Below are 26,521 nucleotides of genomic sequence, written 5' to 3' on the forward strand. Positions count from 1 at the left end.
AAATGAAATTGGTAATTGCCGAGAAACCTTCGGTTGCAAATTCGTTGGCCGCTGTACTGGGCGCTACCACCCGCAGGGACGGCTACCTGGAGGGCGGCGGCTGGCTGGTGAGCTGGTGCCTGGGGCATCTGGCCGGGCTGGCCGATGCCGCCACCTATAATCCTGACTACGCCAAGTGGCGCTATGATGACCTGCCGATTTTGCCGGAGACCTGGCGCTTCACCATCGCCAAGGACAAACGGGATCAGTTCGATGTGCTGCGTACCCTGCTGCGGCGGGAGGACGTGACCGAGGTAGTCAACGCCTGCGATGCCGGGCGCGAGGGTGAGTTGATTTTCCGCACCGTTTACTGTCTGGCGGGCTGCACCAAGCCCATGAAACGGTTGTGGATCAGCAGCATGGAGGATTCCGCCATCCGGGAGGGCTTTGCCAACCTGCGCCCCGGTGCGGACTATGACGGTCTGCATCAGGCAGCCCTCTGCCGGGCCAAGGCCGACTGGCTGGTGGGCATCAACGCCACCCGCCTCTTTTCGGTGCTGTATCACCGTACCCTCAACATTGGCCGCGTTATGTCCCCGACGTTGGCGCTCATCGTCCAGCGGGAGGCCGAGATCGACGCCTTCAAGCCGGTGCCGTTTTATACGGTGGTGCTGGAACTGCCCGGCTTTTCCGCTGCCAGCTCTCGGATGGACAATAAAGGCACTGCCGAGCAACTGCGGCAAGCCAGCGAGGGCGGCATGGCCACGGTCAAACAGGTGGAGCGCAAGGACAAAACCGAGAAGCCGCCCGCCCTCTACGACCTGACCACTCTCCAGCGGGATGCCAACCGCTTGCTGGGCTTCACGGCGCAGCAGACATTGGATTACCTGCAAAACCTCTATGAAAAGAAGCTCTGCACCTATCCCCGGACGGACAGCCGCTACCTGACTTCCGACATGGCCGAGGGCCTGCCGGTGCTGGTGAATCTGGTCGCCAACGCCATGCCGTTCCGCAAGGGCATCGCCATTTCCTGCGATGCGGCGGCGGTCATCAACGACAAGAAAGTGACCGACCACCATGCGGTGATCCCCACCCGCAGCATCCGGGAGGCGAACTTGTCTGCTTTGCCGGTGGGCGAACGGGCAATTCTGGAGCTGGTGGCCCTGCGGCTGCTGTGCGCGGTGGCCCCGCCCTATACCTACGCCGAGACCGCTATCACGGTGGAGTGCGATGGCGCGGAGTTCACCGCCAAAGGCCGCACGGTGAAGCAGCCTGGCTGGCGGGAACTGGACGCCGCCTACCGCGCCAGTATGAAAAATGCGGAGCCGGACAACGACAACGAAAGCAAGGCGCTGCCGGAGCTGACCGAAGGCCAGGAGCTGCCGGTAGCCGGTGCCGCCGTCAAGGCGGGTAAGACCACCCCGCCCAAGCACTTCACCGAGGACACCTTACTCTCCGCGATGGAGACTGCCGGAAAAGATGATATGCCGGAAGATGCCGAGCGCAAAGGTCTCGGCACCCCCGCCACCCGCGCCGGGATTTTGGAAAAGTTGGTCTCCACGGGCTTCCTGAAACGAAAAAAGAGCAAAAAAACCGTACAGCTTCTGCCATCCCATGACGCACTTTCCTTGATTACTGTCCTGCCGGAGCAGCTGCAATCCCCGCTGCTGACCGCCGAGTGGGAGTACCGGCTGGGCGAGATCGAGCGCGGCGAGCTGGCCCCGGAGGACTTCATGGACGGGATCTGCGCCATGCTGAAAGAACTGGTGGGAACCTATCAGGTCATCAAAGGTAGCGAGTACCTGTTCACCCCGCCCCGCGAGGTGGTGGGCAAATGCCCCCGCTGCGGCGGCGAGGTTGCAGAAATGCAAAAGGGCTTCTTCTGCCAAGACAAATCCTGCAAATTTGCAATCTGGAAAAACAGCAAGTGGTGGACCGCGAAGCGCAAACAGCCCACCAAGGCCATTGTGGCGGTGCTGCTCAAAGATGGCCGCGCCCGTGTGACCGGGTTGTACTCCGAAAAGAGCGGCAAAACCTACGACGCCACCGTGGTGCTGGAAGATACCGGCCAGTATGTCAATTTCAAGCTGGACTTTGACCGGCAGAAAGGCGGCGGCAAATGAAACTGAGTTTATATGAACAGGAAACCATTATCCTCTACAACCAGGCCGAGGCCACCGCCGAGGTCTACACCCATGACCCGAAGCTGTTGGAGAAGCTGCGGCGGCTGGCGGAGAAGTACCCGGACCAGATCGTAAAAAAAGACCGTCAGACCTTTACGGTGCCCAAACGCTGCGTGTCTGTCCGGGAACCGTACAGCGCCGAGCGCCGCAAGGCCGCCAGTGAACGAGCCAAGGCCGCCGGGTACAGGCCGCCCGTCCCTAAAGCGGGTGACAAGTGAGCATGGGCGAGAGTGTCTTTGAAGTCGTGAAACAGTCCGTCACCGCCAGGGAGGCGGCGGAAATGTACGGCATCGCGGTGGGGCGCGGCGGCATGGCCTGCTGTCCCTTCCACGATGACCGCCACCCCAGCATGAAGCTGAACGAGGACTACTTTTACTGTTTTGGTTGCGGGGCAACTGGCGACGTGATCGACTTCACCGCCCGGCTCTATGACCTGTCCCCCAAGGAGGCCGCCGAAAAGCTGGCCCTGGATTTTGGCCTGGCCTATGACAGTCAGGCCCCTCCCCGGAGGCGTTACGTCCGGCAGAAAACCGAGGCGCAGAAATTAAAGGAAAAACGGGAACATGGGTGGCGTGTTCTGGCGGACTACTACCACTTGCTCCGAAAATGGGAAACCGATTATTCCCCCAAAACGCCGGACGAGAACCCGCATCCCCGTTTTATGGAGGCTATTCAAAAGAAAGATTACATGGGCTATCTGCTGGATACGTTTCTCGACAGCAGCACCGAGGCACAGGACCAATGGATTGCAGAACACACTGCTGAAATCTCGGCCATAGAAGGGAGAGTGAAAATCATGGCTGACAAACCCACCAACCGGGAGCGGTTGCAGGAAATCACGGCGGGCATTGAACAGGGCATCAAGGAGCTGTTCGAGAGCGACAAATACCGCCGTTACCTGTCCGTGATGTCCCGCTTCCACCGCTACTCCGTCAACAACACCATGCTCATCTATATGCAGCGCCCGGACGCTACGCTGGTGGCCGGTTACAACAAGTGGAAAAATCAGTTTTCCCGCCATGTGAAGCGGGGTGAACACGGCATTACCATCATTGCCCCGACACCATATAAGAAGAAAATCGAGGAGCAGAAGCTGGACCCGGACACCAAAGCCCCTATGCTGGATAAGGATGGCAAGGTCATCATGGAGGAAAAGGAGATCGAGATCCCACTGTTCCGCCCGGTGAAGGTGTTTGACGTCAGCCAGACGGACGGAAAGCCCCTGCCGGAGTTGGCCTCCAGCCTGTCCGGCAACGTCCAGAACTATGAGGTATTTATGGAGGCTCTGCGCCGGTCCGCCCCGGTCCCCATCGAGTTTGAGCCGATGGATGCAAACATGGACGGCTATTTTTCCTCCGATCAGCAGCGGATCGCCATTCGGGAAGGCATGAGCGAGGTGCAGACCGTTTCCGCTGCCGTGCATGAGACCGCCCACAGCAAGCTACACGACCCGAAGCGGACGAAACCCGAACCCACCTGGAAGGTGGTCATGGTCAGCGACGGCGGGACCAAGCGGGACTTTTCCCAGGGCTTTGCAACCGAAGCAGAGGCGGAACAGTTCGCTGCCGGTGCAGACTGGCGCTTTGTGGACGAGAATCAGTTCGAGTGGCGTCTGGAGGTGGAGGAAGATCACGTTGCCGAGGTTCAGGCAGCGAAGGATCGGCATACGGAGGAAGTCCAGGCGGAGAGCATCTCCTATGCGGTTTGCCAGTATTACGGTATCCAGACTGCCGACAACAGCTTCGGCTATATCGCCAGTTGGAGCCAGGGCAAGGAACTGAAGGAGCTGCGGGCCAGTCTGGAGGTTATCAATAAGACCGCCGGTGAGCTGATTTCCGATATTGACCGGCACTACAAGGAAATTTGTAAGGAGCGCGGCATTGACCTGACCGCCCAGCCGGAACAGGCGGTGCCCCGGCAGGAGGCCGCGCCGGAACTGGCTCCGGAGGTCGCTGTTCAGCAGCCCACAGAGGAAACGCCTAATACACCTGCCCCCAGCGCCGAAGCCCAGGAGGCCCTGTTGCTGGTTGATGATGCCACCTATCTTCATGTTCAGCCCTGTGACACCGGCTGGGACTACACGCTCTACGACGCCGCCACCATGAAGCAGTTGGACGGCGGCCAGCTGGATGCGCCGGAGCTGCCGCTGTCCACCGCTGCGCTGAAAATCTGTGAGATGCACGGCATGGGCGGCCAGTCCATTCGGTATGCGCCGCTGTCCATGATTGAGACCTTGCAGGAGGCGGCCCAGGCAGCTGTGCCGGAAGTCACCCAGCTGCCGGATGCCCCGGAGCAGACACTGGACGAATACCCTATGCCGGACCCGACGTTGACCCAGGACGATCTGGAAAAGTGCGGCTATCTGGACAGCGACCTTCTGCCCCTTTCCAAAGAGCGGGCCTACGAGCTGATGGCGCAGGACCTAACCGTTTACATGGTCCAGCAGGGCGAAAACCCCGCGATGGCCTTTGATACCGCCGACCTGGACGCCCACGATGGCATTTTTGCCGTCACCCGTGAGGAATGGGAGGATAGTCCCTCCTTTGATGCTCAGGTCATGGACCGCATGGACCACCAGCAGGAACGGGAGCAGGCGTTTCTCAACCACAAGGGCGATTGCTATGCCATCTATCAGGTGAAGCACACCGATGAGCTGAGGGACATCCGCTATGAAGGGCTGGAATGGGTCAAGTCCATCGGGCGGACTGTGCAGCGCGATAACTACGATCTGGTCTATACTGCGCCGCTCACACCCGGCGACCTGAAAGGCAGCGTGCTGGATAATCTCGAATACCGCTTCAACAACGAACACCCTGCCGACTACCGCCACCCGTCTATGAGCGTCAGCGACATCGTTGCCATCAAGCAGGACGGCAAGGTATCCTGTCATTACTGCGACAGTTTTGGCTTTCAGCAAATCCCCGGCTTCCTGCCGGACAATCCGCTGAAAAGTGCGGAGATGACGGTTGAGGACGACTACGGCATGATCGACGGCGTTATCAACAATGGCCCCAAGGAGCCGACGGTGGCTCAGCTGGAACAGCAGGCCCGCAGCGGTCAGCCCATCTCTCTCATGGATTTGGCGGCCGCCGCCCACCGGGAAGATCGGGACAAGAAGAAGTCCGTCATGGACCAGCTGAAAAGCCAGCCTAAATCCGAACATAAAAAGACAGCGCCCAAAAAGAGCGCGGAAAGGGAGATCTGATATGAACGCTATGACCTTTGAAGAAACCAACCTGCTGTGCATCTACAACCCCGGCAGTCGCCTGGGAGCCATCGAGGCGCTGTCCGAGATGCGTGGCCATTTGGAGCCGGACGAGACCGAACTGCTGGCCCTGACCAACAGCACCCTCGCCAAGCTCCGAGTTATGACTGATACCGAGTTTGACGAGCTGGAACTGTACCCTGATTTTGACGAGTAACACCCTGTTTTGACCAGCCGGGGCGGCCACCGTGCCGCCCCTTTTCGATTCCTGAATGGAAGGGAGGACAGATAACCATGCCAACCAAAGCAGAAATGTACGCGCAGATGGCGGAGAAGGTCGCGGTCCAGCTCACCGGCAGTTGGCAGGAGTGGGCGGGCTTTCTCACTACCGCCGCCCGGCTTTACAAGTACCCCTATCACGAGCAGCTGATGATCTACGCTCAGCGCCCGGACGCTACCGCCTGCGCCGAGTACGACCTGTGGAATGACCGCATGGGCCGGTATGTGCGGCGCGGTTCCAAGGGCATCGCCCTGGTGGACGATTCCGGGGACCGGCCCCGCCTGCGCTATGTGTTCGATATTTCCGACACCGGCACCCGTGAACATTCCCGCACCCCCTGGCTGTGGCAGCTGGAGGAACGGCACATTGGGCCTGTGTCGGCCATGCTGGAACGCAACTACGATGTGAGCAGCAACGACCTGGCCCAGCAACTGGCTGATGTGGCCGCCAAGCTGGCGGAGGAATACTGGGACGAACACAGGCAGGACATTCTCTATATCGTTGACGGTTCCTTTTTGGAGGAGTACGATGAGTACAACATCGAGGTGCAATTCAAGTCTGCCGCCACCGTCAGCATCGCCTACGCCCTGATGTCCCGATGTGGGCTGGATACGGAGCAATATTTCCAGCATGAGGACTTCATGCCGATTTTCGATTTTAATACCCCGGCCACGGTTGGGGCATTGGGAGCGGCGGTCAGTCAGATGAACCAGCAGGTGCTGCGGCAGATCGGCGTCACCATCCAGAATTATGAGCGCGAACAACTCGCGGAAAGGAGCAACCACCATGAAGAACAACCTGACTTACACGCAGAACGGGGATTACCTGATTCCCGACCTGAGCCTGAGCGAACAGCCGGAGAAGCCCCTGGGCAAGTACGGGCGGCTGCGGAAAGCGTATCTGAAGGAACACCGGCCCCTGATTTACAACCAGCTGCTGCTGACCGAGAAGCTGTACCCGCACCTCATCGAGATCGACGAGACGGCGAACAGCCGTCTGGAGCAGATGATGCCCCAGCTGGCGGAGTCGGCGGGCGCGACGGAGGAGCTGAAAGCCCGCGACCCGATGCAGTGGGTGGGCCTGATGAACACCTGCAAGGCCCAGGCCGAGGAGATCCTGCTGGCGGAGCTTATCAACAGCTGACCTTAAACCTGTTCCTCTCCGAAGCGGAACAAATCCAGATAATTGACGAAGCAGAGAGTGTGAAAACGCCCTCTGCTTCTTCTTTTGCCCAGGAGCAGCCGCAGCCAGAAGCTGGCGACTATGAGGCGGAGTCGGTAAAGCCTACCCTCCGAGAGCTGCATGAGAAATATAAGCCTATTGTACTGGAGGCTGTTACCGAGGATACCCGATACCGCAACGCCTGTGGTCACAGCGATTATGAAAGTGCCGTGATTGAAGGCAGATCGGCCATCCGCCGCGCTGTTTTGTCGTCCGGCAACAGGGAGCTGCTCCAGCTCTATTCCTATACGCCGGAGTTCCGCCAACGCTTGCACAGAGAAATCATTGACGAGACCTATCCGCGTCTCCACGAGCTGCTGCGCCCGCTTTCGCAGGATGACATCGACGATGCCATCCGCGTTTGGAATGGGGACGCTGCCAGCAAACGTGCGGTGGTCCACTATATGGCAGACCATGCACGAGAGAAAGATACCGCTGCCTGGCTGGCCCGCGAATATAGCGGCGGAGACAGCACAAAGCTGTTGCTCGCCCGTGCCGGAAGCTCCGTAGAAATGGAATTGCCGTGGCCCAAAGTGCAGCGCCGGATTGCCCAGCTCATTGCGGATGGCACTTTCCTGACAGAACAGGAGCGCCAGCCGGAAAGGCAAGAGCAGGATGTCCGCCGGTATCAGGTGGTGGTCTATCACCATTCTGAGAACGGCTTTGATGAGCGTATGGAATATCCCAAACGGGAAGAAGCCGAAAAGGCCGCCCAGGGGTATGTGGACGGCACGATGGAGCCGGACGGCTTTGCCTACGACGGCGCGGCAATCTACGATTTGCAGCAGCGGACCTACCTGCGTATTTTTGGCAACTACCCGGATGAGGCCGCGCAGGCACAGGTCGCACCACCCGACCTGTCCGGCCAGCCCGTCACCCGCGAGGGAGACACCATCACCATCGGGAACGGGGAGCCGGCTCATGAGATTGACATTACCGTTTCCGATGAAGAATACGAGGCCATCCAGCAGGCCATCCCGGAGGAAAAGGTCTATGACCCTGCCGCGCCGGTCTACCATGAGGGCGACACGGTCTATCTGGACAATCAGGAATACCAGATCACAGAACTGCGGGCGGATACCGTACAGCTTCTTCCTTCCGGCATGACTTACCCAATCTTCCGGGCCGAAAGCCGGGAACGGTTCGAGCAGCTTCTGAAAAACGACCTGCGAAACGGCTCCATTACCGAGTTCCTTTTTGCCAACCCGGAGAAAGCGGACCAGGACCTGCGGGAAGTGCTGACTTCCGGCCTGCTTGCCTGGCAGGATAAGGAGTACATTTCCCGCTGGCTACGGGATGGCGAGGGCAACACCAAAATCGCCAAACGCCTTTCCGAGCTGTATTCCGGGCGCGTGGAGACGATGGACCTTGTGACCGGGGATATAGCGGACTACCGCACCTTCACCACCAGCGTTGAGGTGGAGATCCTGGACCATGAGGAACGAAAACTTGCGACCCTGGCATACCGCTGGGATGAACTTGTGCCGCTTCTGCGGGGATTGTATGTGCATGAGCAGGACGGATTCTTCCAGGACCCAGACGGCTTTAAGCGGTATGCGGTAGAGGAAACATCGGATGCGTTTGAAGAACCCTTCATTGTCCGCGACCAGCAGACGGGGCGCTATTATGATCTGGATGATATATACCAGACCTTTGAAACAAGGGAAGAAGCCGAAGCCTTTGCGGACCGGTTGAACACGCCCTTCCTGGAAGGCACCCCTTCTTACCAGGTGGGCGACCATGTGACGCTCCCTGCGCCCGATCATCCCATCACCGGCACGATTGATGCCATTGAAGATACAACGGTCCGCATTTACACCGGGCCTTATGCCTGGAGTTATGATGTCATCAGCCGGGAACAGTTTGAAACCTGGCTGCGCCAGGATGAGCGCAACGCCGGACTGTTTACGCCGGGGGAAAAAGAAACCCCTGCGCCGGAAATCACAGCCGAGCCAGTTAAGGTCTACCCCGGCGACAAGAATAACCTGCCCTATGACGTGGTGGTGGAACGGCTGCACATCGACCAGCCGGAACCCACGCCGCAGGAACCCGTGCCCGCCCCGGAAGTGGAGGCAGATGCAGAACCGGGGCCGCAGGTCGCCATCCCGGTAAACGGTGAGTGGCAGACCTTCCCCGACCAGAGGGCAGCTGAGCAGGCGGCCTACCAAGAGTACAAAGACAACCTGCGCCGCAACGCGCAGAATTTTCACATCACCGACGACCATCTGGGTGAGGGCGGCCCCAAGGCCAAGTACCAGGCCAATGTGGCAGCGATTAAGCTGCTGAAGCATCTGGAGGAGACCACCGGGCAGTCCACGCCGGAGCAGCAGGCGGTATTGTCCCGCTATGTTGGCTGGGGTGGCCTGGCAGATGCCTTTGACCCGGACAAATCTGCGTGGGCTGCCGAGTTTTCGGAACTGAAAGAACTGCTGACCCCGGAGGAATACGCTGCGGCCAGAGCCTCCACCTTGAATGCCCACTACACCAGCCCTACCGTCATCCGTGCCATCTATGAGGCCGTGGAGAAGATGGGCTTCCGTACCGGCAACATTTTGGAGCCGTCTATGGGCGTGGGCAATTTCTTCGGAATGCTGCCGGAGAGTATGGCGGACAGCCGCCTGTACGGCGTGGAGCTGGATTCCATCAGCGGCCGGATCGCAAAGCAGCTTTACCCCAAGGCTGACATCACCGTGGCGGGCTTCGAGACCACCGACCGGCGGGACTTTTACGACCTTGCCATCGGCAACGTGCCTTTCGGCCAGTACCAAGTCAACGACAGAGCCTACAATAAGCTGGGCTTCAACATCCATAACTACTTTTTTGCAAAATCTTTAGACCAAGTGCGGCCCGGCGGCATGGTGGCTTTCGTCACCAGCCGCTATACGATGGACGCCAAGGATTCCACCGTGCGCCGGTATCTGGCCCAGCGGGCCGAACTGCTGGGAGCCATTCGTCTGCCCAATGACGCTTTCAAAAAGAATGCCGGAACGGAGGTTGTTTCGGACATTCTCTTTCTGCAAAAGCGGGACCGCCCGCTGGATATTGCGCCGGACTGGACCCAGGTGGGCCGGACCGAGGACGGCTTCACGGTCAACCAATATTTTCTGGACCACCCAGAGATGGTGTTAGGGCGGCCTACCGCTGAAAGCACCCAATATGGCAAGCAGGACTACACCGTGGCCCCCATCGAAGGGTTGGAGCTGGCCGACCAGCTGCACGATGCCGTGAAGTACATCCAGGGAACCTATCAGGAGGCCGCGCTGCCGGAGCTGGGCGAGGGCGAGGACATCGACGAATCCCTCCCAGCTGACCCCAACGTGAAGAACTATTCCTACACGGTGGTGGACGGTGCGGTGTACTTCCGGGAAAACAGCCGCATGGTGCGCCCTGACCTGAACGCCACCGCCGAGGCCCGTGTCAAGGGGCTGGTGGGGCTGCGGGACTGTGTGCAGCGGCTCATCGACCTGGAAATGGACGCCGCCGCGCCGGAGGCCGCCATCCAGGGACAGATGGCCGAGCTGAACCGGCTCTATGACGATTTTTCCGCCAAGTATGGCCTTATCAACGACCGGGCCAATCGGCTGGCCTTTGCCGATGACAGCAGCTACTATCTGCTCTGCGCCCTGGAGGTGCTGGACGAGGACGGCAAACTGGAGCGCAAGGCGGATATGTTTTCAAAGCGGACCATCAAACCCCATGAAGCCGTCACCACGGTGGACACGGCCAGCGAAGCACTTGCGGTATCCATTTCGGAGAAAGCCTGTGTGGATATGGCTTACATGGAGCAGCTGACCGGCAAAACCAGTGAGGAATTGGCCGCTGAACTGCAAGGCGTCATTTTCCGTGTGCCCGGCCAGAGTGAGCCGGATGGGACACCCCTCTATGTCGCGGCGGATGAGTACCTGTCCGGCAACGTGCGCCGGAAGCTGCGTCAGGCTCAGCGGGCGGCGGAGCAGGACCCGGCCTTCGCGGTCAACGTGGAAGCCCTGACTGCCGCCCAGCCCAAGGACCTGGACGCTTCCGAGATCGAAGTGCGGCTGGGGGCAACATGGATCGACAAAGAGTACATCCAGCAATTCATGTACGAGACCTTTGACACACCCTTTTACCTTCAGCGCAGCATTGAGGTCCACTATACCCCCTTTACGGCGGAATGGCAGATCTCCGGTAAAAATGCCGTTGGGCAGAACAATGTGGCTGCTTACTCGACGTATGGAACTGAGCGGGCCAACGCCTATAAAATCCTGGAGGACAGCCTGAACCTGCGGGATGTCCGCATCTACGACACCGTGGAGGACGCAGACGGCAAGGAGCGCCGGGTGCTGAACGCCAAAGAAACTACTCTGGCGGCCCAGAAGCAGCAGGCCATCCGTGAGGCGTTCAAGGATTGGATTTGGCGCGACCCGGAGCGGCGGCAGGCATTGGTGCGCCAGTACAATGAAGAAATGAACAGTACCAGGCCCCGCGAGTATGACGGCAGCCATATCGTCTTTGGCGGCATGAACCCGTCCATCACCCTGCGGGAACACCAGAAAAACGCCATCGCCCATGTGCTGTACGGCGGCAACACGCTGCTGGCCCATGAGGTGGGTGCGGGCAAAACTTTTGAAATGGTTGGGGCCGCGATGGAGGCCAAACGATTGGGCCTTTGCCAGAAATCTCTCTTTGTGGTGCCGAACCACTTGACCGAGCAGTGGGCGTCGGAGTTCCTGCGGCTCTACCCATCCGCTAACATCCTGGTGACAACGCGAAAAGATTTTGAGAAGCACAATCGCAAAAAATTTTGTGCCAGAGTCGCCACTGGCGACTACGATGCCATCATCATGGGTCACAGCCAGTTTGAGAAAATCCCCATCAGCAAGGAACGCCAGGAGCGGCTTTTGCAGGAACAGATCTGGGAGATCACCGAGGGTATCTCTGAGGTAGAGGCCAGCGGTGGGGAGCGTTTTACGGTCAAGCAACTGGAACGCACCCGAAAGTCCCTGGAAGCCAGGCTGGAAAAGCTGCAAGCCGAGGACCGAAAAGATGACGTGGTGACGTTTGAGCAGTTGGGCGTTGACCGGCTGTTCGTGGATGAGGCCCACAACTATAAAAATCTGTTTCTTTACACCAAAATGCGCAATGTGGCGGGCCTCTCCACTACGGACGCGCAGAAATCCAGCGATATGTTCGCCAAGTGCCGCTATATGGATGAGCTGACGGGTGGCCGGGGCGTTGTCTTTGCGACCGGCACACCTGTGTCGAACAGTATGACCGTGCGCCCGTAAGGGGCTGTAATAATCTTACCTTGAGCAAGTAATAGGGCAAGGTATCAAAGCGGAATAATCCGCACCCTATCGTCACCCGACTTATCCAAAAGGGGAAACCCGATGGGGAGTGTAGCATGTCGGAGGGCACGAAACACGGAAACTTCCAAAGTGTTTGCGTGGTAGTGGCGAAAAGTTATGAATAAGGATGAAAGCTAAACTGCCTGAATGACAGTCGGAGATTGGGCAAAATGTTGCTCCATGCGTAAGGAAGTTATACTCGCATGTACTCTGGTGGATATGAGTCGGCCATGCGTATCCACAAGATACCCAGAGTAAATCAGCCATAGGATAATGGAAAACGACGAACGTCACATCCGAAATCATAACAGGCTTATGTTATTACAGTTCTAAACGGGGATTGCCTAAGGTAAAATGCCGAAAATCGGCTATGAGTGCTATGAGAAAAGTGACTCTGAATATTTACTATGGCAACAGAGTCTCCGTAGTAGTCCGAGGACGGGAAAGCCGTCCACATGGCGAAGGGAGACAGTCTTTCTTCAATACAAATAATAAGGAAAGGTGCGTGAGGCATTATGAGAAGTCCCGAAAATGTATTGAAAAGTTTAAGTGAAAAAGCAAAAAACAAAGAGTACAGGTACGAGAGATTATACCGTAACCTGTACAACCCAGAGTTCTATCTGCTTGCATACCAGAATATTGCGACCTCTCAGGGGAGCATGACGGCAGGTGCAGACGGATTCACTCTTGACGGTATGAGCATGGAGCGCATTGAAAAGCTCATTCAGAAGCTGAGAGACCACTCATACCAGCCGAACCCTGCAAGGCGTGTTTATATTGCGAAGAAAAACAGCAGTAAAAAGCGCCCATTGGGGATTCCGTCAACGGACGATAAACTGTTACAGGAAGTTGTCCGTATGATACTTGAAGCAATCTATGAGCCGACATTCTCTGATAATTCACATGGTTTCAGACCGAAAAGAAGTTGCCACACAGCGTTAAAAGAAATCGTAACGCTGTTCACTGGTGCAAAGTGGATAATCGAAGGAGACATTAAGGCTTGTTTTGACAGCTTCGACCACCATATCACAATACAGCTTTTGAGAAAGCGCATAAAAGATGAAGCGTTCATATCGCTGATGTGGAAGTTTCTAAGGGCAGGATATATGGAACAGTGGACATACCATGAAACGTACTCCGGCAGTCCACAAGGCTCCGGTGTCAGTCCGATACTTGCCAACATCTATCTGAATGAACTTGATGAGTTCATGGCAAGGATGAAAAAGAGTTTTGACAAAGGCGATACAAGAAGCCGTAAAGTCCACAAAGACCATGATAAGGTACGCTGGGCTTATCGGAAAGCGCAGAAAAATCTGGAAATAGAGCGCACAGAAGCAAACCTAGCAGCATTTAAAGAAGCAAGGAAAGTGATGTTGTCCACACCACATTTAGACGAGATGGATGAGAATTACAAAAGACTTCAATACAACCGTTACGCTGACGATTTCCTGATTTCAATAACAGGTTCAAAGCAGGATGCTGAAAATATCAAGGAACAGGTAAAGATATTTCTAAAAGACAAGCTAAATCTCACAATGTCGGAGGAGAAAACTCACGTTACCCATTCCTCTGAAAAGGTGCGGTATCTTGGATACGACATAAGAATATCAAGAAGTCAGGACACAAAGCGGACGAAAAAAGGTCTGCAACGGGTGTGGTATGGAAAAGTGCAGTTATATATGCCGAAAGAAAAATGGATTGCGAAACTGCACGAATACGGTGCGTTTAAAATCAAAAAAGACGAAAACGGCAAAGAGATTTGGAAGCCACTCCACAGAGGGGCGCTTATGCCATTAGACGATGTGGCAATCATCAGTAAATATAATTCTGAAATCAGAGGATTGTACAATTATTACAGGTTAGCAATCAATGTATGCAATCTGGGGAAATTTCATTCTATCATGCGTGGAAGCTGTTTAAAGACGTTGGCGGCAAAATATAATTCTTCTGTTATGAAGATGTATAAGAAATACCGTAGCGTAAAGGGCGACTTTGGCGCAGATTACAAAACCAAGAGTGGAACAAAGCGGTGTGAGTTTTACAATGAAGGATTTAGGCGTAATAACAATATCGCACCTGAATTTGTAGACATTATGCCGAAATACAGAGGGCAGATAAAACCGAATAGTCTTGCAGGACGTTTAAAAAGCGGACAATGCGAGATGTGCGGAGCAAACCCCGTGAAAGTGTATATGCACCATGTAAAGCGCTTAAAAGATTTGAACGCTGATAATGAATTTGATGAACTGATGTTACTGAAAAGGCGGAAGTCATTGGCTCTCTGCCCGAAATGCTACGAAGAAGCAAAGACAAAATCACTTAAACTATGAAAGATGGCGAGCCGTGTACATCGAGAGGTGTAAGCACGGTTCTGGAGGGGGTTACGCCAAGACCACGGACGAAAGGAAGTATGGCGTGGCGTTTCCTACCTTATGAACTTTATACCATGCAGCGGTATCTCCAATATGACCGCCTGCAAGAGCTGGGCATGACCCACTTTGACTGCTGGGCCAGCCGCTTCGGGGAGACCTGCACCTCGCTGGAGCTTGCCCCGGAGGGAACCGGCTACCGGGCCAGGACCCGTTTCTCCAAGTTCTTCAACCTGCCGGAGCTGATGAACCTGTTCAAAGAGGTCGCGGACATCAAGACCGCCGACCAGCTGCATCTGTCCACGCCGCAGGTGGAGTACCACAACGTCGTGGCCCAGCCCACCGAAATCCAGAAAGAGATGGTACAGGCACTCTCCGAGCGGGCGTCTCAGGTACACAGCGGTACGGTGGACCCGTCCCAGGACAATATGCTCAAGATCACCAGCGACGGACGCAAGCTGGGCCTGGACCAGAGGATCATCAACCAGCTGCTCCCAGACGAACCCGGCACCAAAGTCAACCAGTGTGTGGACAATATCATGCAAATCTGGCGGGACGGCGAGGCCGACAAGCTGACACAGCTGGTCTTTTGCGACATCTCTACGCCCCAGGCCCGGCCTGCCAAAAAGGCAGCGAAGGCGCTGGACAACCCAACGCTGCACGCATTGGAGGACGCGGTGCCGCTGCCAGAGCCGGAACCGGCCTTTACGGTGTATGAGGACATTCAACAAAAGCTCATTGCCAAGGGAGTGCCTGCCGAACAGATCGCCTTTATCCATGAGGCCAACACCGAGGTTCGAAAAAAAGAGTTGTTCTCCAAGGTGCGCACCGGCCAGGTGCGGGTGCTGCTGGGCAGTACACAGACAATGGGCGCGGGTACCAACGTCCAGGATCGCCTGGTGGCACTGCATGACCTGGACTGCCCGTGGCGGCCTGGCGATCTGGCCCAGAGAAAGGGCCGCATTGAGCGTCAGGGCAACCAGAACGAGACTGTCCATGTGTTCCGTTACGTCACCGAGGGGACGTTTGACGCTTACCTCTGGCAGACCGTTGAGAATAAACAACGGTTTATCAGCCAAATTATGACCTCCAAATCTCCGGTGCGGAGCTGCGACGATGTGGACGAAACGGCGTTGTCATTTGCCGAGATCAAGGCTTTGTGTGCAGGAGACCCGCGCATCAAGGAACGCATGGACCTGGATGTGGACGTGGCGCGGTTGAAATTGATGAAGGCCGACCACCAAAGCAGGCAATACCACTTGGAGGACCAGCTGCTCAAAACCTTCCCGGAGGAAATCGAGAAAAACAAAGGTTTTATCACCGGGCTGGAAGCGGATATGAAAACGCTGGCGGAACACCCGCACCCGGAGGACGGCTTTGCGGGCATGGAAGTCCGGGGCGACACCCTGACCGACAAGGAGAACGCCGGTGCGGCGCTTTTGGATGCCTGCAAGGAGGTCAAAGGCTCTGATCCGGTATCGGTGGGCAGCTACCGGGGCTTTGCTATGTCGGTGTCGTTTGACGCTTTCCGGCAGGAATATATGCTCCTGCTGAAAGGCGAGATGACCCACCGGACGGCCTTGGGCACCGACCCGCGCGGCAACCTCACCCGTATTGACAACGCCCTTGCCCAGATGCCCCAGCGGCTGGAGGCGGTGAAAAATCAGCTGGATAACCTCTATCAGCAGCAGGCCGCCGCCAAGGCCGAGGTGGGGAAGCCCTTTCCCCAGGAGCAGGAGCTGCGGGATAAATCCGCCCGGCTGGCAGAGCTGGATGTGCTGCTGAATATTGACGGCCATAAGCACCCCGCACCGGAGGCGGTGGTGGCTAAGAGCAGCCGTCCCTCGGTGCTGGAAGGGCTGAAACGCCCGGTGCCGCTGCGCAGCCCCGAAAAGAAACCCAAACACCATGAACAGGAGGTGCGATAACATGAACGCAGACAAAAATACGGCCCTCTATGAAAAGATGGCCGCCGAGCAGGACAAGTTCCGGGACTGGCTGAAAAGCCAGCCGCCGGAAGAAATTCTGAACCATGCCTATGAGTACGCTGTCCGGGAGGACATTTTGATGGCAATGGAGGAACTGGATCTACCCCAAAGCCGGGCTGCCGCGCTGTTGGCGTCGCCGTCCCCGCTGGCCGATGTGTACAAGGAGTTTGCCGACCGGGAGACTTCCTACATGGATGTGGTGCGGGACAGTATCGAGCAGCGGGCTGAGGCAGCACTGGACACCCAGCGGGAACTGCCGCTCAACCGGCATGACGCCGCCTATGCCCGCGAACAGGGCGAACTGGACCTCTATCGTTCGTCCCGCCGCGCCAACATCGCTTGCAAGGAGGCCATCGAGGCATCCATTTCGGAACATTATCGGGACAATCGGCTGGGCAAAGACGCGGTGCCCCAGGTGATCGAGCAGTTCGGCTACACCCGCACCCTCTATGTATTAGCAAACACTGTGCAGCAGAAGGACTGGGATGGGCGGTTCAGCCCGGCCAACAAGACGTGGGCCAAGACTGTGGACATCCCGCCCAACCCGGACGGCTTCGGCGGCGAACGCAACCTGGACTTTGTGGTGGACAGCCACCCCGGCCTGGTCGATCTGTTTCTGAGCCAGGCGCGGCAGGACTATCTGCGGCTTCAGCCGCTGACGCCGGAGGAAATCCAGGCCGAGGCCGCCCGGCTGTTGCAGGAGCTGCGCGCCCCGGATACCCCAAACAGCCCCCACGGCACCCATTACATGGCCCGCGTGTCGCCGGACTTTCTGGCCCGTGCAGGCACCCAGGCCCATGACCAGCTGATGGCACTGCTGCCGTTCCGCAGCCTGACGATCACCGGGTTGGTGGACCGTCCCGGCACCTATGTCACCATCCTTGCCAGCGAGGACCGCAGTAAGGAGTTGCGCCAGCGCCGCCCCTCGGTCCGCCGCCAGCTGAAGCAGGAACCGCACCCCGCTGAAAAACCTGAGAAGAAAGCACCGGCCCGCAAAAAGCAGGAGCCGGAGCGATGACCGCCCCCAAGCGCAAGCGGGAGGTGCAGCTGAACTTCCGGGTCTCGCCGGAGGAACTGGCGATGATCGAGCAAAAGATGGCCCAGCTGTGCACCTCCAACCGGGAAGCATATCTGCGAAAAATGGCTTTGGACGGTTATGTGGTGCGCCTGGAACTGCCGGAGCTGAAGGAGCTGGTCTCCCTGATGCGCCGGAGCAGCAACAACCTCAACCAGCTGACCCGCCGCGTGCATGAGACCGGGCGCATTTATGACGCCGACCTGGAAGATATATCCCAGCGGCAGGAGGCTTTGTGGGATGGGGTGCATAAGATATTGACCCAGCTGGCAAAGCTGTCGTGACAGGGGCATACGCCCTGGCTGCGGAGGGAGGTCTGGCGTATGCGGGCTGCTGCGCCGGGCCTCCCTCCTTTTTCTTTGCCCGTATCGTTGCGTTTTGGCGGGGTGTGATTGATAATGGAGTCAGAAACGAGGTGATGGCTGATGTTGACGTTTGAAAATGTCTTGACTGTGTTCCATGATTATCTGGGGCAAGACTCGGAGGAAGAAGTCCTTCCATGCAGGCGCGGTTACGTTCGGATAAGCTGGAACAGCGATTCACGATACTGCGTGGATGGCGTTCTTTGCCGGACTCCAGAGGAACTTTTTGATCTGCTGCTACAAGATTACTGGGATTTCGAGCTGATCCGCCGGACGCAAGGCCGCAGAGAGGCCACCGAAATGGATGAGAAAGCCGTAGACGAACTGTGCCAGCCATACCTGGACTGGCGAAAGGAGGCGCTGAAATGAGAGTGATATTGTTTATTTTGAAACTGGGGCTGAAAATCCTCGCCGCGCCGGTGGTGCTGGCGCTGATGCTGTTCACCTGGGTATGCTTCGGGCTGCTGTATGTGTCCAGCTTTATCTTTGGCCTGGCCTCCACCCTGGTGGCGCTACTGGGGATCGCAGTGCTTGTGACCTACTCACCGCAAAACGGCATCATCCTGCTGGTGATCGCCTTCCTGGTCAGCCCGGTGGGCCTGCCAATGGCCGCTGCCTGGCTGGTGGGCAAGGTGCAGGACCTGCGGTATGTGATCCAGGACGCGGTGTATGGCTGAATCGAAAATGCAGAATTGCCGGGAGATACATCCCGGCAATTTTTTTGACTTTACTTTCGTGCTAATTTCAGTGATGAGATTAGCATGAAAGTAAAGTCCACGCACATCAAAGGCATATAAAAAATCAGGGTGTCGGAGCATACAACTTCCTCCGACACCCTGATTTGGTTCAATTTTCTGGTGCAGGCTTTTGCACCGTTACATATTTTTGATGTTGGCTTCTGGGCTTATCTGGGATGGTCATTTGCAGCTGTCCATTGTCCAGCAGTGGACGCAAGTACCTCTTTGTAAATCCCTTTGTGTTTTTATACCCACAATGTTCCGCAATTTCAGCTTTCGAGCGCGGTTCTGCACAAAAGGCTAAAATCTGGTCTGTAAGTGTCACTTGGGTTCCCACTTGGGTTCCCACTTGGGTCCTCACTTGGGTCCTCACTTGGGTCTCGTCCTGCGGCCCAACCTTTTCCACCGCAATCGGGGCCAGCGGAACCACGGTGCGGAACACATCGCCCTCGATAAATTCCGGGGTTCCACCGGAATAGAGCTTCGTGTATTTGTAAGTATTCCGCATCCCGGACCCCAGCTCGTCCGCCAGTCCAATCTCACGGAACACTTTGGAAATGGGCGGGTTCTTGGCATACGGCTCAAAGGAGGAAAGGTGCAGAGCGCCGTGCCCGTGGGAACGGTTGGCATTTTCGGTGTAGAGCCGGTTACGCTCAATTACGAATTTTGCCACATAGCCGCTGGAGTAATCCCGGTGCGCCAGGCTGTTGGAGAAAATTTCGCGCAGGATGCGGTCTCTGGCGCTGACGCTCTGGAGGCCCTCCTGCACAAAGGGGTCACTGAGGTGCTTTTGACCGAAAGCGATCAGCCGGTCATAGGTTTCCAGCAGATTCGTGATGATGACATCCCGGTCGTCATAGCGATCCAGATTTTCCACCCGGAAAATGGCGTCCGTTTTGTGCTGCGGCAATACAGCCAGGATCGTGCTGTCCTTCCCGAACAGAAGAATCGCCGCCAGGGTAATGCCTTCGAGCTGCCTTTCGGGGTCTTTTAAGATCAGACCGGCGCTGCGCAGCAGTTCTTCGTCTGACATGGACTTCCACGGATGGTTGGCCGTGCGGCTGGTGGTCATGGCTCTGGCGCGCTCCATCAGGTCAGGGCGCAAGTCGTCCATCTGGAAGCGGGTCACTTTATTTACAAAATAACTGCCGCTTTTCCGGGCGTACAGCTGGTACACCATGTCGGAGTTGTCGGTTATATCAATATCTGCTTCGTGGCTGCGGTCAAAAATGCGCCCGTGATGGCGGCAGACCTGGCTGCCGGACGGCACCTGAATGACCAGCAGCGTGCGGCCGTCTACGGTGCAGGCTTCCGGCTGCAAGTACAGAGGCGGATTGATTTTCTGCCCGTTGTTGATGGAAGTCACGAAGTCTTTTTTCATACGGTCAACCGCATCCGGGGCAACACCCAAAATCTCCCCGTTGTCTTTGACGCCCAGGAGAATGATTCCACCGTCTCGGTTGGAAAAAGAACAGACGGTATCGTAAACATCCTTTGTAATCTCAGTGGTGGATTTCTTAAACTCCACCCGGATGTTCTCGCCGTCCTCGATCAGCTTCAGAAGTTCGGCTTCTGTCATAGGAGCAACAGCCCCCTTTCGAGTTGGTTTTATACTTTTTTATTATTATACGAGATTTTGCACGCAATATCAAACGCATTTCCGATGGAAGGAGGAAAAGTCATGGCCACCACCCGCATCATGCCGCTGCACGCAGGAAAGGGCCGCACGGTCGGCAAGGCCATCAGCGACATCATCGACTATGTAAAAAATCCAGACAAGACCGACCACGGCAGGCTCATCACCAGCTACCAGTGTGACAGCCGCGTGGCGGACGCGCAGTTCCTGCTGGACAAGCAGACCTACGCTGCCCGCACCGGCCGGGTGCGCGGCAAGGATGATGTGATTGCCTACCACCTGCGGCAGTCCTTTGTGCCGGGCGAGATTACGCCGGAGGAAGCAAATCGGCTGGGCGTGGAGCTGGCCCGGCGCTTTACCAAAGGCAAGCACGCTTTCATCGTCTGCACCCACATCGACAAGTCTCACGTCCACAACCATATTATATGGAACTCCACCACGCTGGAGTGTGACCGCAAGTTCCGCAATTTCTGGGGAAGCACCCGTGCCGTCCGCCGTCTGAACGATACCATCTGCATTGAGAACGGCTATTCCATCGTGGAGACCCCTAAGCGGCGCGGCCAGAGCTACAACAAGTGGCTGGGCGACGCGGCGAAGCCCTCCCACAAGGAGCAACTGCGCCAGGCCATTGACAGGGCACTGGTACAGAAACCGGGCACCTTGGAGGAGCTTCTTCGTCTGCTGGAACAGGACGGCTTCACCGTCCACCGGCGCGGCAAAACCATTTCCATCAGCGCGGAGGGCTGGGGCAACAATATCCGCTTTGACCGACTGGGGGACGGCTACACGCTGGACGATCTGCTTGCCGTCCTCTCCGGGCAAAAGGAGCATACACCCCGAAAGGAAACTGCTGTGCAGGCTGCTCCGCCCAAGGTCAATCTGCTGGTAGACATCCAGGCAAAACTCCAGGCCGGGAAAGGCGCCGGGTATACACGCTGGGCCAAGGTGTTCAACCTCAAGCAGATGGCTCAAACCCTCAACTATCTGTCCGAACACGGCCTACTGGACTATGCCGACCTGGAAACAAAAACGGCAGAGGCAACAGCCCGATACAATGCGCTATCTGCACAGATTAAGGCGGCCGAAAAGCGCATGGCTGAGATCGCCGTGCTGCGCACGCACATCGTCAACTATGCTAAGACCCGCGAGACCTATGTGGCCTACCGAAGGGCCGGATATTCTCGGAAATTTTACGCGGAGCATGAGGATGAGATCCGGCTGCACCAAGCGGCCAAGGAGGCCTTTAATGAGCTGAACGTGAAAAAGCTGCCCACCATCAAGGAGCTTCAGTCCGAGTATGCCCAGCTGCTGGCGGATAAGAAAAAGGCTTACGGAGAGTACCGGCAGGCCCGCGCCGCCATGCGGGAACTGCTGACCGTCAAGAACAACGTGGATCGGGTCCTGGCGATAGAGCCGACCGAGCCGCAACAGAAAGAAAAAGACCACGGCCAGCGGTGAGCTGGTCGCGGTCAAAAGCGTTCGCCAGAACGCGCAGCCACAGATTGAAAATCTGTGTTCAAAGGGGGCTTGGGGGACTTCCCTCAACAAGCGCGTGGGGCTATCTGGATAGCCACAGGCATCGCTTGCCACTTTTGTTCGCAAACAATATCCGTATCCTTTACACGATGATTTACTTTTATTATCATAGTCGTAATAAGTATATAAACTACTTACATATAAGCACCTAAAATATGAAAGGGCTGATAAAATGATGACCTTTGAAAAGGTTTTAGAAGTATTCAACGATTACCTAAATAAAGATAGTGTTTTGGAGGTGGTGAACACTAAGCGAGGATACACCGTTATGATTTGGGATGAAAAAGATGAGCAATGGTTTGGTGTGGAACATTGCAAAGCCCCCGAGCTTTTACGGGATGCCTTACTTGATGGCTATCGTGATTTTTTAGAGCAACAACTTACTCATAACCGCAGGAGTTTAACCGAAACAGAAATCTTAGATATTCAAAACCGATGTGAACAGCTTTATGATTTGTGTGGAGAATAAAAAAATAACCTAAAAAGTGCGATAGCCTGTGTAGGTGTCGCACTTTTTTCAGTTGGCTTGGCTTACGAAAACAGCGTTAATTATTCCGCAGTTTCTCTTGCCTTTTTCAAGCCTTGAGCCGTAGCTTCCATCACGATAAGCTCCTTTTCTTCCATATCATTCAACAGTACATCAACTTGTTTGCGGCGATTGTTGTCGCCATCTTCATTGCATGGAAAAAAGAACTGGTCTACAGAGATGTCAAGCAAGGTAGTAATGAGATAAAATTTGTTAAGCCTTGGGTGCTGCCCCCTGTTCTCTATATACATAATAGAGCGTGGCGTAAGGTCTACCAGTTGGGCAAGATATTCCTGTGTCCACCCTTTTGCTTCCCGAGCTTTTTTTATCGCTATACCTAACGGCTTAAAATCAAGTTTTCTTTCATCTTGGTACATTTTAATATCATCCTATATCATTGTACATTTCGGGTGATGATATTTGAACGAAGTATGATTTTATGTTTAGTAGTGTATAATTTCGTATTAGTGGAGAGAAACTTGCTATTATTCGTCATTCCGTATATAATAATTATATACTCTTTGCGAAAGGAAGTTGATATTATGAATTACATTTCTGTGAAAGCCGCTTCTGAAAAATGGGGCATATCGGAAAGACGGATACAAAAATTATGTGAGGAAAATCGCATTGACGGAACTGAAAAATTTGGTCGTGCATGGATGATACCAAAAGATGCAGAAAAACCCGTTGATGGACGTATGAAAACAAGGAACAAACAGGAGGAGAATCATGGAATTTAATGAAAAGCTACAACAGCTTAGGACTGGAAAGAACTTAACGCAGGAACAACTTGCGGAGCAATTATATGTATCAAGAACAGCCATTTCAAAATGGGAAAGCGGCAAGGGTTACCCTAACATTGAGTCGCTCAAGTGTATTTCTAAATTCTTTTCTGTGACCATAGATGAACTGCTATCGGGCGAAGAACTGATTACACTTGCCGAAACTGAAAATCGTTCCAACTTGAAAAAAATTTACAGTTTCATTTATGGAATATTAGATATGATGGCGGTTACTTTTATACTTTTGCCGTTGTATGGTAACCTTGTTGACGGATATATTTATTCTGTCAATCTACTTTCATTTACAGACACTACCCCAATATATCTTGCAATCTATTGGATTGTTTTTATTGTTTTGATTGCACTTGGGATAGCGAAACTGATGTGTGTTTGTTTTGAAAAGGAATCATGGAGCAACATAATCACAAAATGCTCTCTCGTGCTGAGTACGCTTTTTATCTGCTTCTTCGCTACGGCAAGACAACCCTATGTAACCGCCCTTATGTTTCTGCTATTTGTTGCTAAAATATTTGTCTGGATAAAGCAAACCCAAACAAAGTAAAATGCCATAAACCCTTTAAAATAGGCTCTGACACGATAAGTGTCGGAGCTTTTTTCGTGCTGACATCTATTGTGTCGGCATTGTGACGGTAGATTTCTTGGCTTCTATGCAATACTCGTGGATAATAAGATTGTGGTCAGCGAAAACAAGAACAGCAACCCACGGAAAGGAGAATCAAATATGGATTATATCATTGAAACAGAAAATCTTACGAAGCGATACGGAACAGCCACCGTTGTCGATAAGGTAAATCTTCATGTGCCAAAGGGCAAAATTTATGGTTTGCTCGGCAGAAACGGAGCAGGCAAAACCACAGCAATGAAAATGATGTTGCAGCTTGCTTTCCCAACGGAGGGAACGGTACGCTTGTTTGGCACAAACTATAAGGAAAATATCCATACCCTTTATAGCAAAGTAGGCTCTATTATCGAAACACCGGGATTTTACAGTAATTTAACAGGGTATGAGAATTTGCAAATTCTCGCTAAACTGCGAGGGGGAGTATCTAAAAGTGGAGTAGAAAAAGCTCTTGAAGTTGTGGGGCTGCATAAGGAGAAAAGAAAAGTCTTTTCCGATTATTCCCTCGGAATGAAGCAACGGCTTGGTATTGCCGCCGCCATTATGCACGAGCCGGAGCTTTTAATACTTGACGAACCGATTAACGGACTTGACCCCATTGGAATAGTTGAAATACGCTCATTTTTATCTGAACTTAGTCACAATCATGGCATTACCATTTTTATCTCAAGCCATGTTTTAAGCGAGATTGAACAGATAGCAGATATTATCGGCGTTATGCACGAGGGGCATTTAGTAGAGGAAGTGAATATATCCGAGCTTCACAAAAGGAATCGAAAATACATTCAATTTGATTTATCTGACAGTGAGATAGCCGGAAAGATTTTAGAAAACCACTACCACATGACGGATTTTACAGTGCAGGACGGTACGGTGAGAATTTATGACTTTAGCCAAAGTGTTGGAGAAATCAATCGAGAATTTGCACGAAATGGACTGCTCGTGACAAGGATAAATGATAGTGAGGAAAACTTAGAGGACTACTTTTCTAAACTGATTGGAGGTGGCGGTATTGCTTAATCTTATTTCTTGTGAATTATTAAAACTAAAGCGTTCAAAAATGGTGCTAATTAGTGTGGCAGGGGTATTATCTACCCCACTTTTGATGTTAATAGAAGCCTTGCAAACACATTTTGATAAGCCGGAGATTATCTTTACCTTGTCTGACATATACAGCGACAGTGTACTGTATATCATGCTGCTGGTAAACATTATGATATATGTGGCAATTGCAGCTTACTTGTTTAGCAGAGAGTACACAGAAAGCACCCTCAAAACCATATTGCCCATACCCATTTCAAGGACAAAACTATTAATTGGAAAATTTTGCACCCTGCTTCTTTGGATTGTTATGCTAACCCTTGTAACATGGGCAGGTATATTTATCGTTTGTGGGCTATATGACGCTGTCTTTACATTGGAGGGATATAGCTTACTAGTGGCAATAGTATGGCTCCCCAAGTTTTTGTTTGGCAGTATCCTGATGTTTTTAACAGTTTCTCCTTTTGTGTTTGTTGCTATGAAAACAAAAGGATTTGTCGCCCCGATGATTGGCTCTGCCGTGATTGTCATGGGAAGTGCCGCACTTTCAAATCAAGAATGGGGAGCGTTGTATCCGTGGACAGCCACCTATTTCTTGGTGCAGGGTAAACTTCAGAGTACCGGCTATCCTACACTGCTGTCTGTATCTATTATTATTCTTGTATCAGCAGTTGGTTTTCTTATGACCTTTCATCATTTTAAAAAGGAGGATTTGAAATAATGGTACTTGATTTTATAGAAATTTTAAAAGTTATTTTTCTTGGAATTGTTGAGGGTATTACTGAGTGGCTACCTATCAGCAGCACAGGACATATGATTCTTGTGGACGAATTTATCACACTTAATATGAGCGAAGCATTTAAAGAAATGTTTTTTGTTGTTATTCAACTTGGAGCTATACTCGCAGTGGTTGTAATGTTTTGGAACAAGATGTTTCCCTTTCAATTTAAGAACAAAGCACAGTCAATTGTTAAAAAGGATACTTTCTCGTTGTGGTTCAAGGTTGCGGTAGCTTGTGTACCGTCAGCTATTATGGGGATTCTATTTGATGATTATTTGGATGCTTACCTCCAAACCCCCATTGTGATTTCAATCATGTTAATCTTTTATGGTTTGTTATTCATTCTCATAGAAAATTGGAATAAAAAGCGTACTCCTACTACTATGGCACTTTCTGACATCAGCTATAAAACAGCAATCTTGATAGGGGCATTTCAAGTGTTATCACTTATACCCGGCACATCACGGTCGGGAGCAACGATTATAGGTGCTTTACTCATAGGAGTTTCACGAGTGGCAGCAGCAGAGTTTACTTTTTTCCTCGCAGTACCTACTATGCTTGGAGCAAGTGCTTTTAAGCTGTTAAAATTCGGGTTTGAATTTACAAGTGCAGAACTGCTCGCTCTTGTTCTCGGTATGGCTGTGGCATTTGCGGTATCTGTCTTAGTAATTAAATTCCTAATGAACTTTATCAAAAAACATGATTTTAAGGTGTTTGGTTGGTATCGAATTGTGCTTGGTATACTTGTTGTACTTATAAAATCTTAATAATGCGTTTTCTTTGTGCGCGAATAAAAATGCCAGTTGGTCCTTAAGATCAGCTGGCATTTTTGTTTCTGGGGATGGAAAACAAC

19 protein-coding genes and 1 pseudogene are annotated in these 26,521 nt (G+C 53.8%); 18 read left to right on the forward strand and 2 right to left on the reverse strand.

Annotated features, from left to right (window positions below; genetic code table 11):
* The first annotated feature begins 2 nt into the window (after positions 1-2).
* The 11 genes and pseudogenes from C1A13_RS02075 to C1A13_RS02150 all read left to right on the forward strand — a co-directional run bounded on the left by C1A13_RS02075 (position 3) and on the right by C1A13_RS02150 (position 18,666).
* Positions 3-2,102: a type IA DNA topoisomerase gene (locus C1A13_RS02075; protein ID WP_071429835.1), complete on the forward strand. Its 2,100-nt coding sequence runs from the start codon at positions 3-5 to the stop codon at positions 2,100-2,102.
* Complete coding sequence (locus C1A13_RS02080) at positions 2,099-2,380, forward strand: immunoglobulin (protein WP_071429837.1); 282 nt, start codon at positions 2,099-2,101, stop codon at positions 2,378-2,380. The genes C1A13_RS02075 and C1A13_RS02080 overlap by 4 nt, the downstream gene beginning before the upstream one ends.
* Before the next feature lie 2 nt (positions 2,381-2,382).
* Positions 2,383-5,367: an LPD16 domain-containing protein gene (locus C1A13_RS02085; protein WP_071429839.1), complete on the forward strand. Its 2,985-nt coding sequence runs from the start codon at positions 2,383-2,385 to the stop codon at positions 5,365-5,367.
* A gap of 1 nt (position 5,368) precedes the next feature.
* Positions 5,369-5,584 (forward strand): transposon-transfer assisting family protein, encoded by a 216-nt coding sequence (locus C1A13_RS02090; protein WP_071429841.1) that lies wholly within the window; start codon positions 5,369-5,371, stop codon positions 5,582-5,584.
* Positions 5,585-5,661: 77 nt separating this feature from the next.
* Positions 5,662-12,123: pseudogene (locus tag C1A13_RS15070) on the forward strand (DEAD/DEAH box helicase family protein); the annotation flags it as partial.
* A 587-nt stretch (positions 12,124-12,710) separates the two neighbouring features.
* Positions 12,711-14,525: a reverse transcriptase/maturase family protein gene (locus C1A13_RS02125; RefSeq protein ID WP_002576337.1), complete on the forward strand. Its 1,815-nt coding sequence runs from the start codon at positions 12,711-12,713 to the stop codon at positions 14,523-14,525.
* Complete coding sequence (locus C1A13_RS02130; RefSeq protein WP_101548652.1) at positions 14,522-16,492, forward strand: helicase-related protein; 1,971 nt, start codon at positions 14,522-14,524, stop codon at positions 16,490-16,492. The genes C1A13_RS02125 and C1A13_RS02130 overlap by 4 nt, the downstream gene beginning before the upstream one ends.
* Before the next feature lies 1 nt (position 16,493).
* Entirely contained in the window at positions 16,494-17,570 is a 1,077-nt protein-coding gene (locus C1A13_RS02135) for a DUF3849 domain-containing protein (protein WP_087291309.1), read from the forward strand.
* Positions 17,567-17,911, forward strand: coding sequence for a plasmid mobilization protein (locus C1A13_RS02140; RefSeq protein ID WP_087291307.1), 345 nt, complete (start codon positions 17,567-17,569; stop codon positions 17,909-17,911). The genes C1A13_RS02135 and C1A13_RS02140 overlap by 4 nt, the downstream gene beginning before the upstream one ends.
* 141 nt (positions 17,912-18,052) lie before the next feature.
* Positions 18,053-18,358, forward strand: coding sequence for a hypothetical protein (locus C1A13_RS02145; protein WP_087291305.1), 306 nt, complete (start codon positions 18,053-18,055; stop codon positions 18,356-18,358).
* Positions 18,355-18,666, forward strand: coding sequence for a CD1845 family protein (locus C1A13_RS02150; RefSeq protein ID WP_087291303.1), 312 nt, complete (start codon positions 18,355-18,357; stop codon positions 18,664-18,666). Before C1A13_RS02145 ends, C1A13_RS02150 begins: the two co-directional genes overlap by 4 nt.
* A 169-nt stretch (positions 18,667-18,835) precedes the next feature.
* On the opposite strand, the gene C1A13_RS02155 is transcribed toward C1A13_RS02150, so the two are convergent.
* Positions 18,836-20,305, reverse strand: coding sequence for an RNA-binding domain-containing protein (locus C1A13_RS02155; protein WP_087291302.1), 1,470 nt, complete (start codon positions 20,303-20,305; stop codon positions 18,836-18,838).
* A gap of 102 nt (positions 20,306-20,407) precedes the next feature.
* On the opposite strand from C1A13_RS02155, the gene C1A13_RS02160 reads away from it, so the two are divergent.
* Positions 20,408-21,820 carry a relaxase/mobilization nuclease domain-containing protein gene (locus tag C1A13_RS02160; RefSeq protein WP_071428832.1) on the forward strand — a complete coding sequence of 471 codons (1,413 nt, stop codon included), beginning with the start codon at positions 20,408-20,410 and terminating at the stop codon, positions 21,818-21,820.
* A gap of 250 nt (positions 21,821-22,070) precedes the next feature.
* On the forward strand, positions 22,071-22,367 hold the full coding sequence (locus tag C1A13_RS02170; RefSeq protein WP_002576327.1) for a hypothetical protein: 297 nt from the start codon (positions 22,071-22,073) through the stop codon (positions 22,365-22,367).
* An 80-nt stretch (positions 22,368-22,447) separates the two neighbouring features.
* On the opposite strand, the gene C1A13_RS02175 is transcribed toward C1A13_RS02170, so the two are convergent.
* On the reverse strand, positions 22,448-22,807 hold the full coding sequence (locus C1A13_RS02175) for a helix-turn-helix domain-containing protein (RefSeq protein WP_425330774.1): 360 nt from the start codon (positions 22,805-22,807) through the stop codon (positions 22,448-22,450).
* A 159-nt stretch (positions 22,808-22,966) separates the two neighbouring features.
* Here C1A13_RS02175 and C1A13_RS15230 point away from each other — a divergent pair, with 159 nt between their 5' ends.
* From C1A13_RS15230 to bcrD, 5 genes are all read left to right on the forward strand, one after another.
* Positions 22,967-23,164 (forward strand): helix-turn-helix domain-containing protein, encoded by a 198-nt coding sequence (locus tag C1A13_RS15230; RefSeq protein ID WP_009246557.1) that lies wholly within the window; start codon positions 22,967-22,969, stop codon positions 23,162-23,164.
* Positions 23,154-23,768, forward strand: coding sequence for a bacitracin resistance transcriptional activator BcrR (gene bcrR / locus C1A13_RS02185; RefSeq protein WP_075876659.1), 615 nt, complete (start codon positions 23,154-23,156; stop codon positions 23,766-23,768). Before C1A13_RS15230 ends, bcrR begins: the two co-directional genes overlap by 11 nt.
* Positions 23,769-23,948: 180 nt before the next feature.
* Positions 23,949-24,866 (forward strand): bacitracin ABC transporter ATP-binding protein BcrA, encoded by a 918-nt coding sequence (gene bcrA / locus C1A13_RS02190; protein WP_002576324.1) that lies wholly within the window; start codon positions 23,949-23,951, stop codon positions 24,864-24,866.
* On the forward strand, positions 24,859-25,608 hold the full coding sequence (locus C1A13_RS02195; RefSeq protein WP_002576323.1) for an ABC transporter permease: 750 nt from the start codon (positions 24,859-24,861) through the stop codon (positions 25,606-25,608). Before bcrA ends, C1A13_RS02195 begins: the two co-directional genes overlap by 8 nt.
* On the forward strand, positions 25,608-26,435 hold the full coding sequence (gene bcrD, locus C1A13_RS02200; RefSeq protein WP_002576322.1) for a bacitracin resistance undecaprenyl-diphosphatase BcrD: 828 nt from the start codon (positions 25,608-25,610) through the stop codon (positions 26,433-26,435). The genes C1A13_RS02195 and bcrD overlap by 1 nt, the downstream gene beginning before the upstream one ends.
* The last annotated feature ends 86 nt before the right edge of the window (positions 26,436-26,521 follow it).

It is taken from the genome of Anaerotruncus massiliensis (ex Togo et al. 2026) (assembly GCF_900199635.1).
Classification (GTDB): domain Bacteria; phylum Bacillota; class Clostridia; order Oscillospirales; family Ruminococcaceae; genus Anaerotruncus; species Anaerotruncus massiliensis.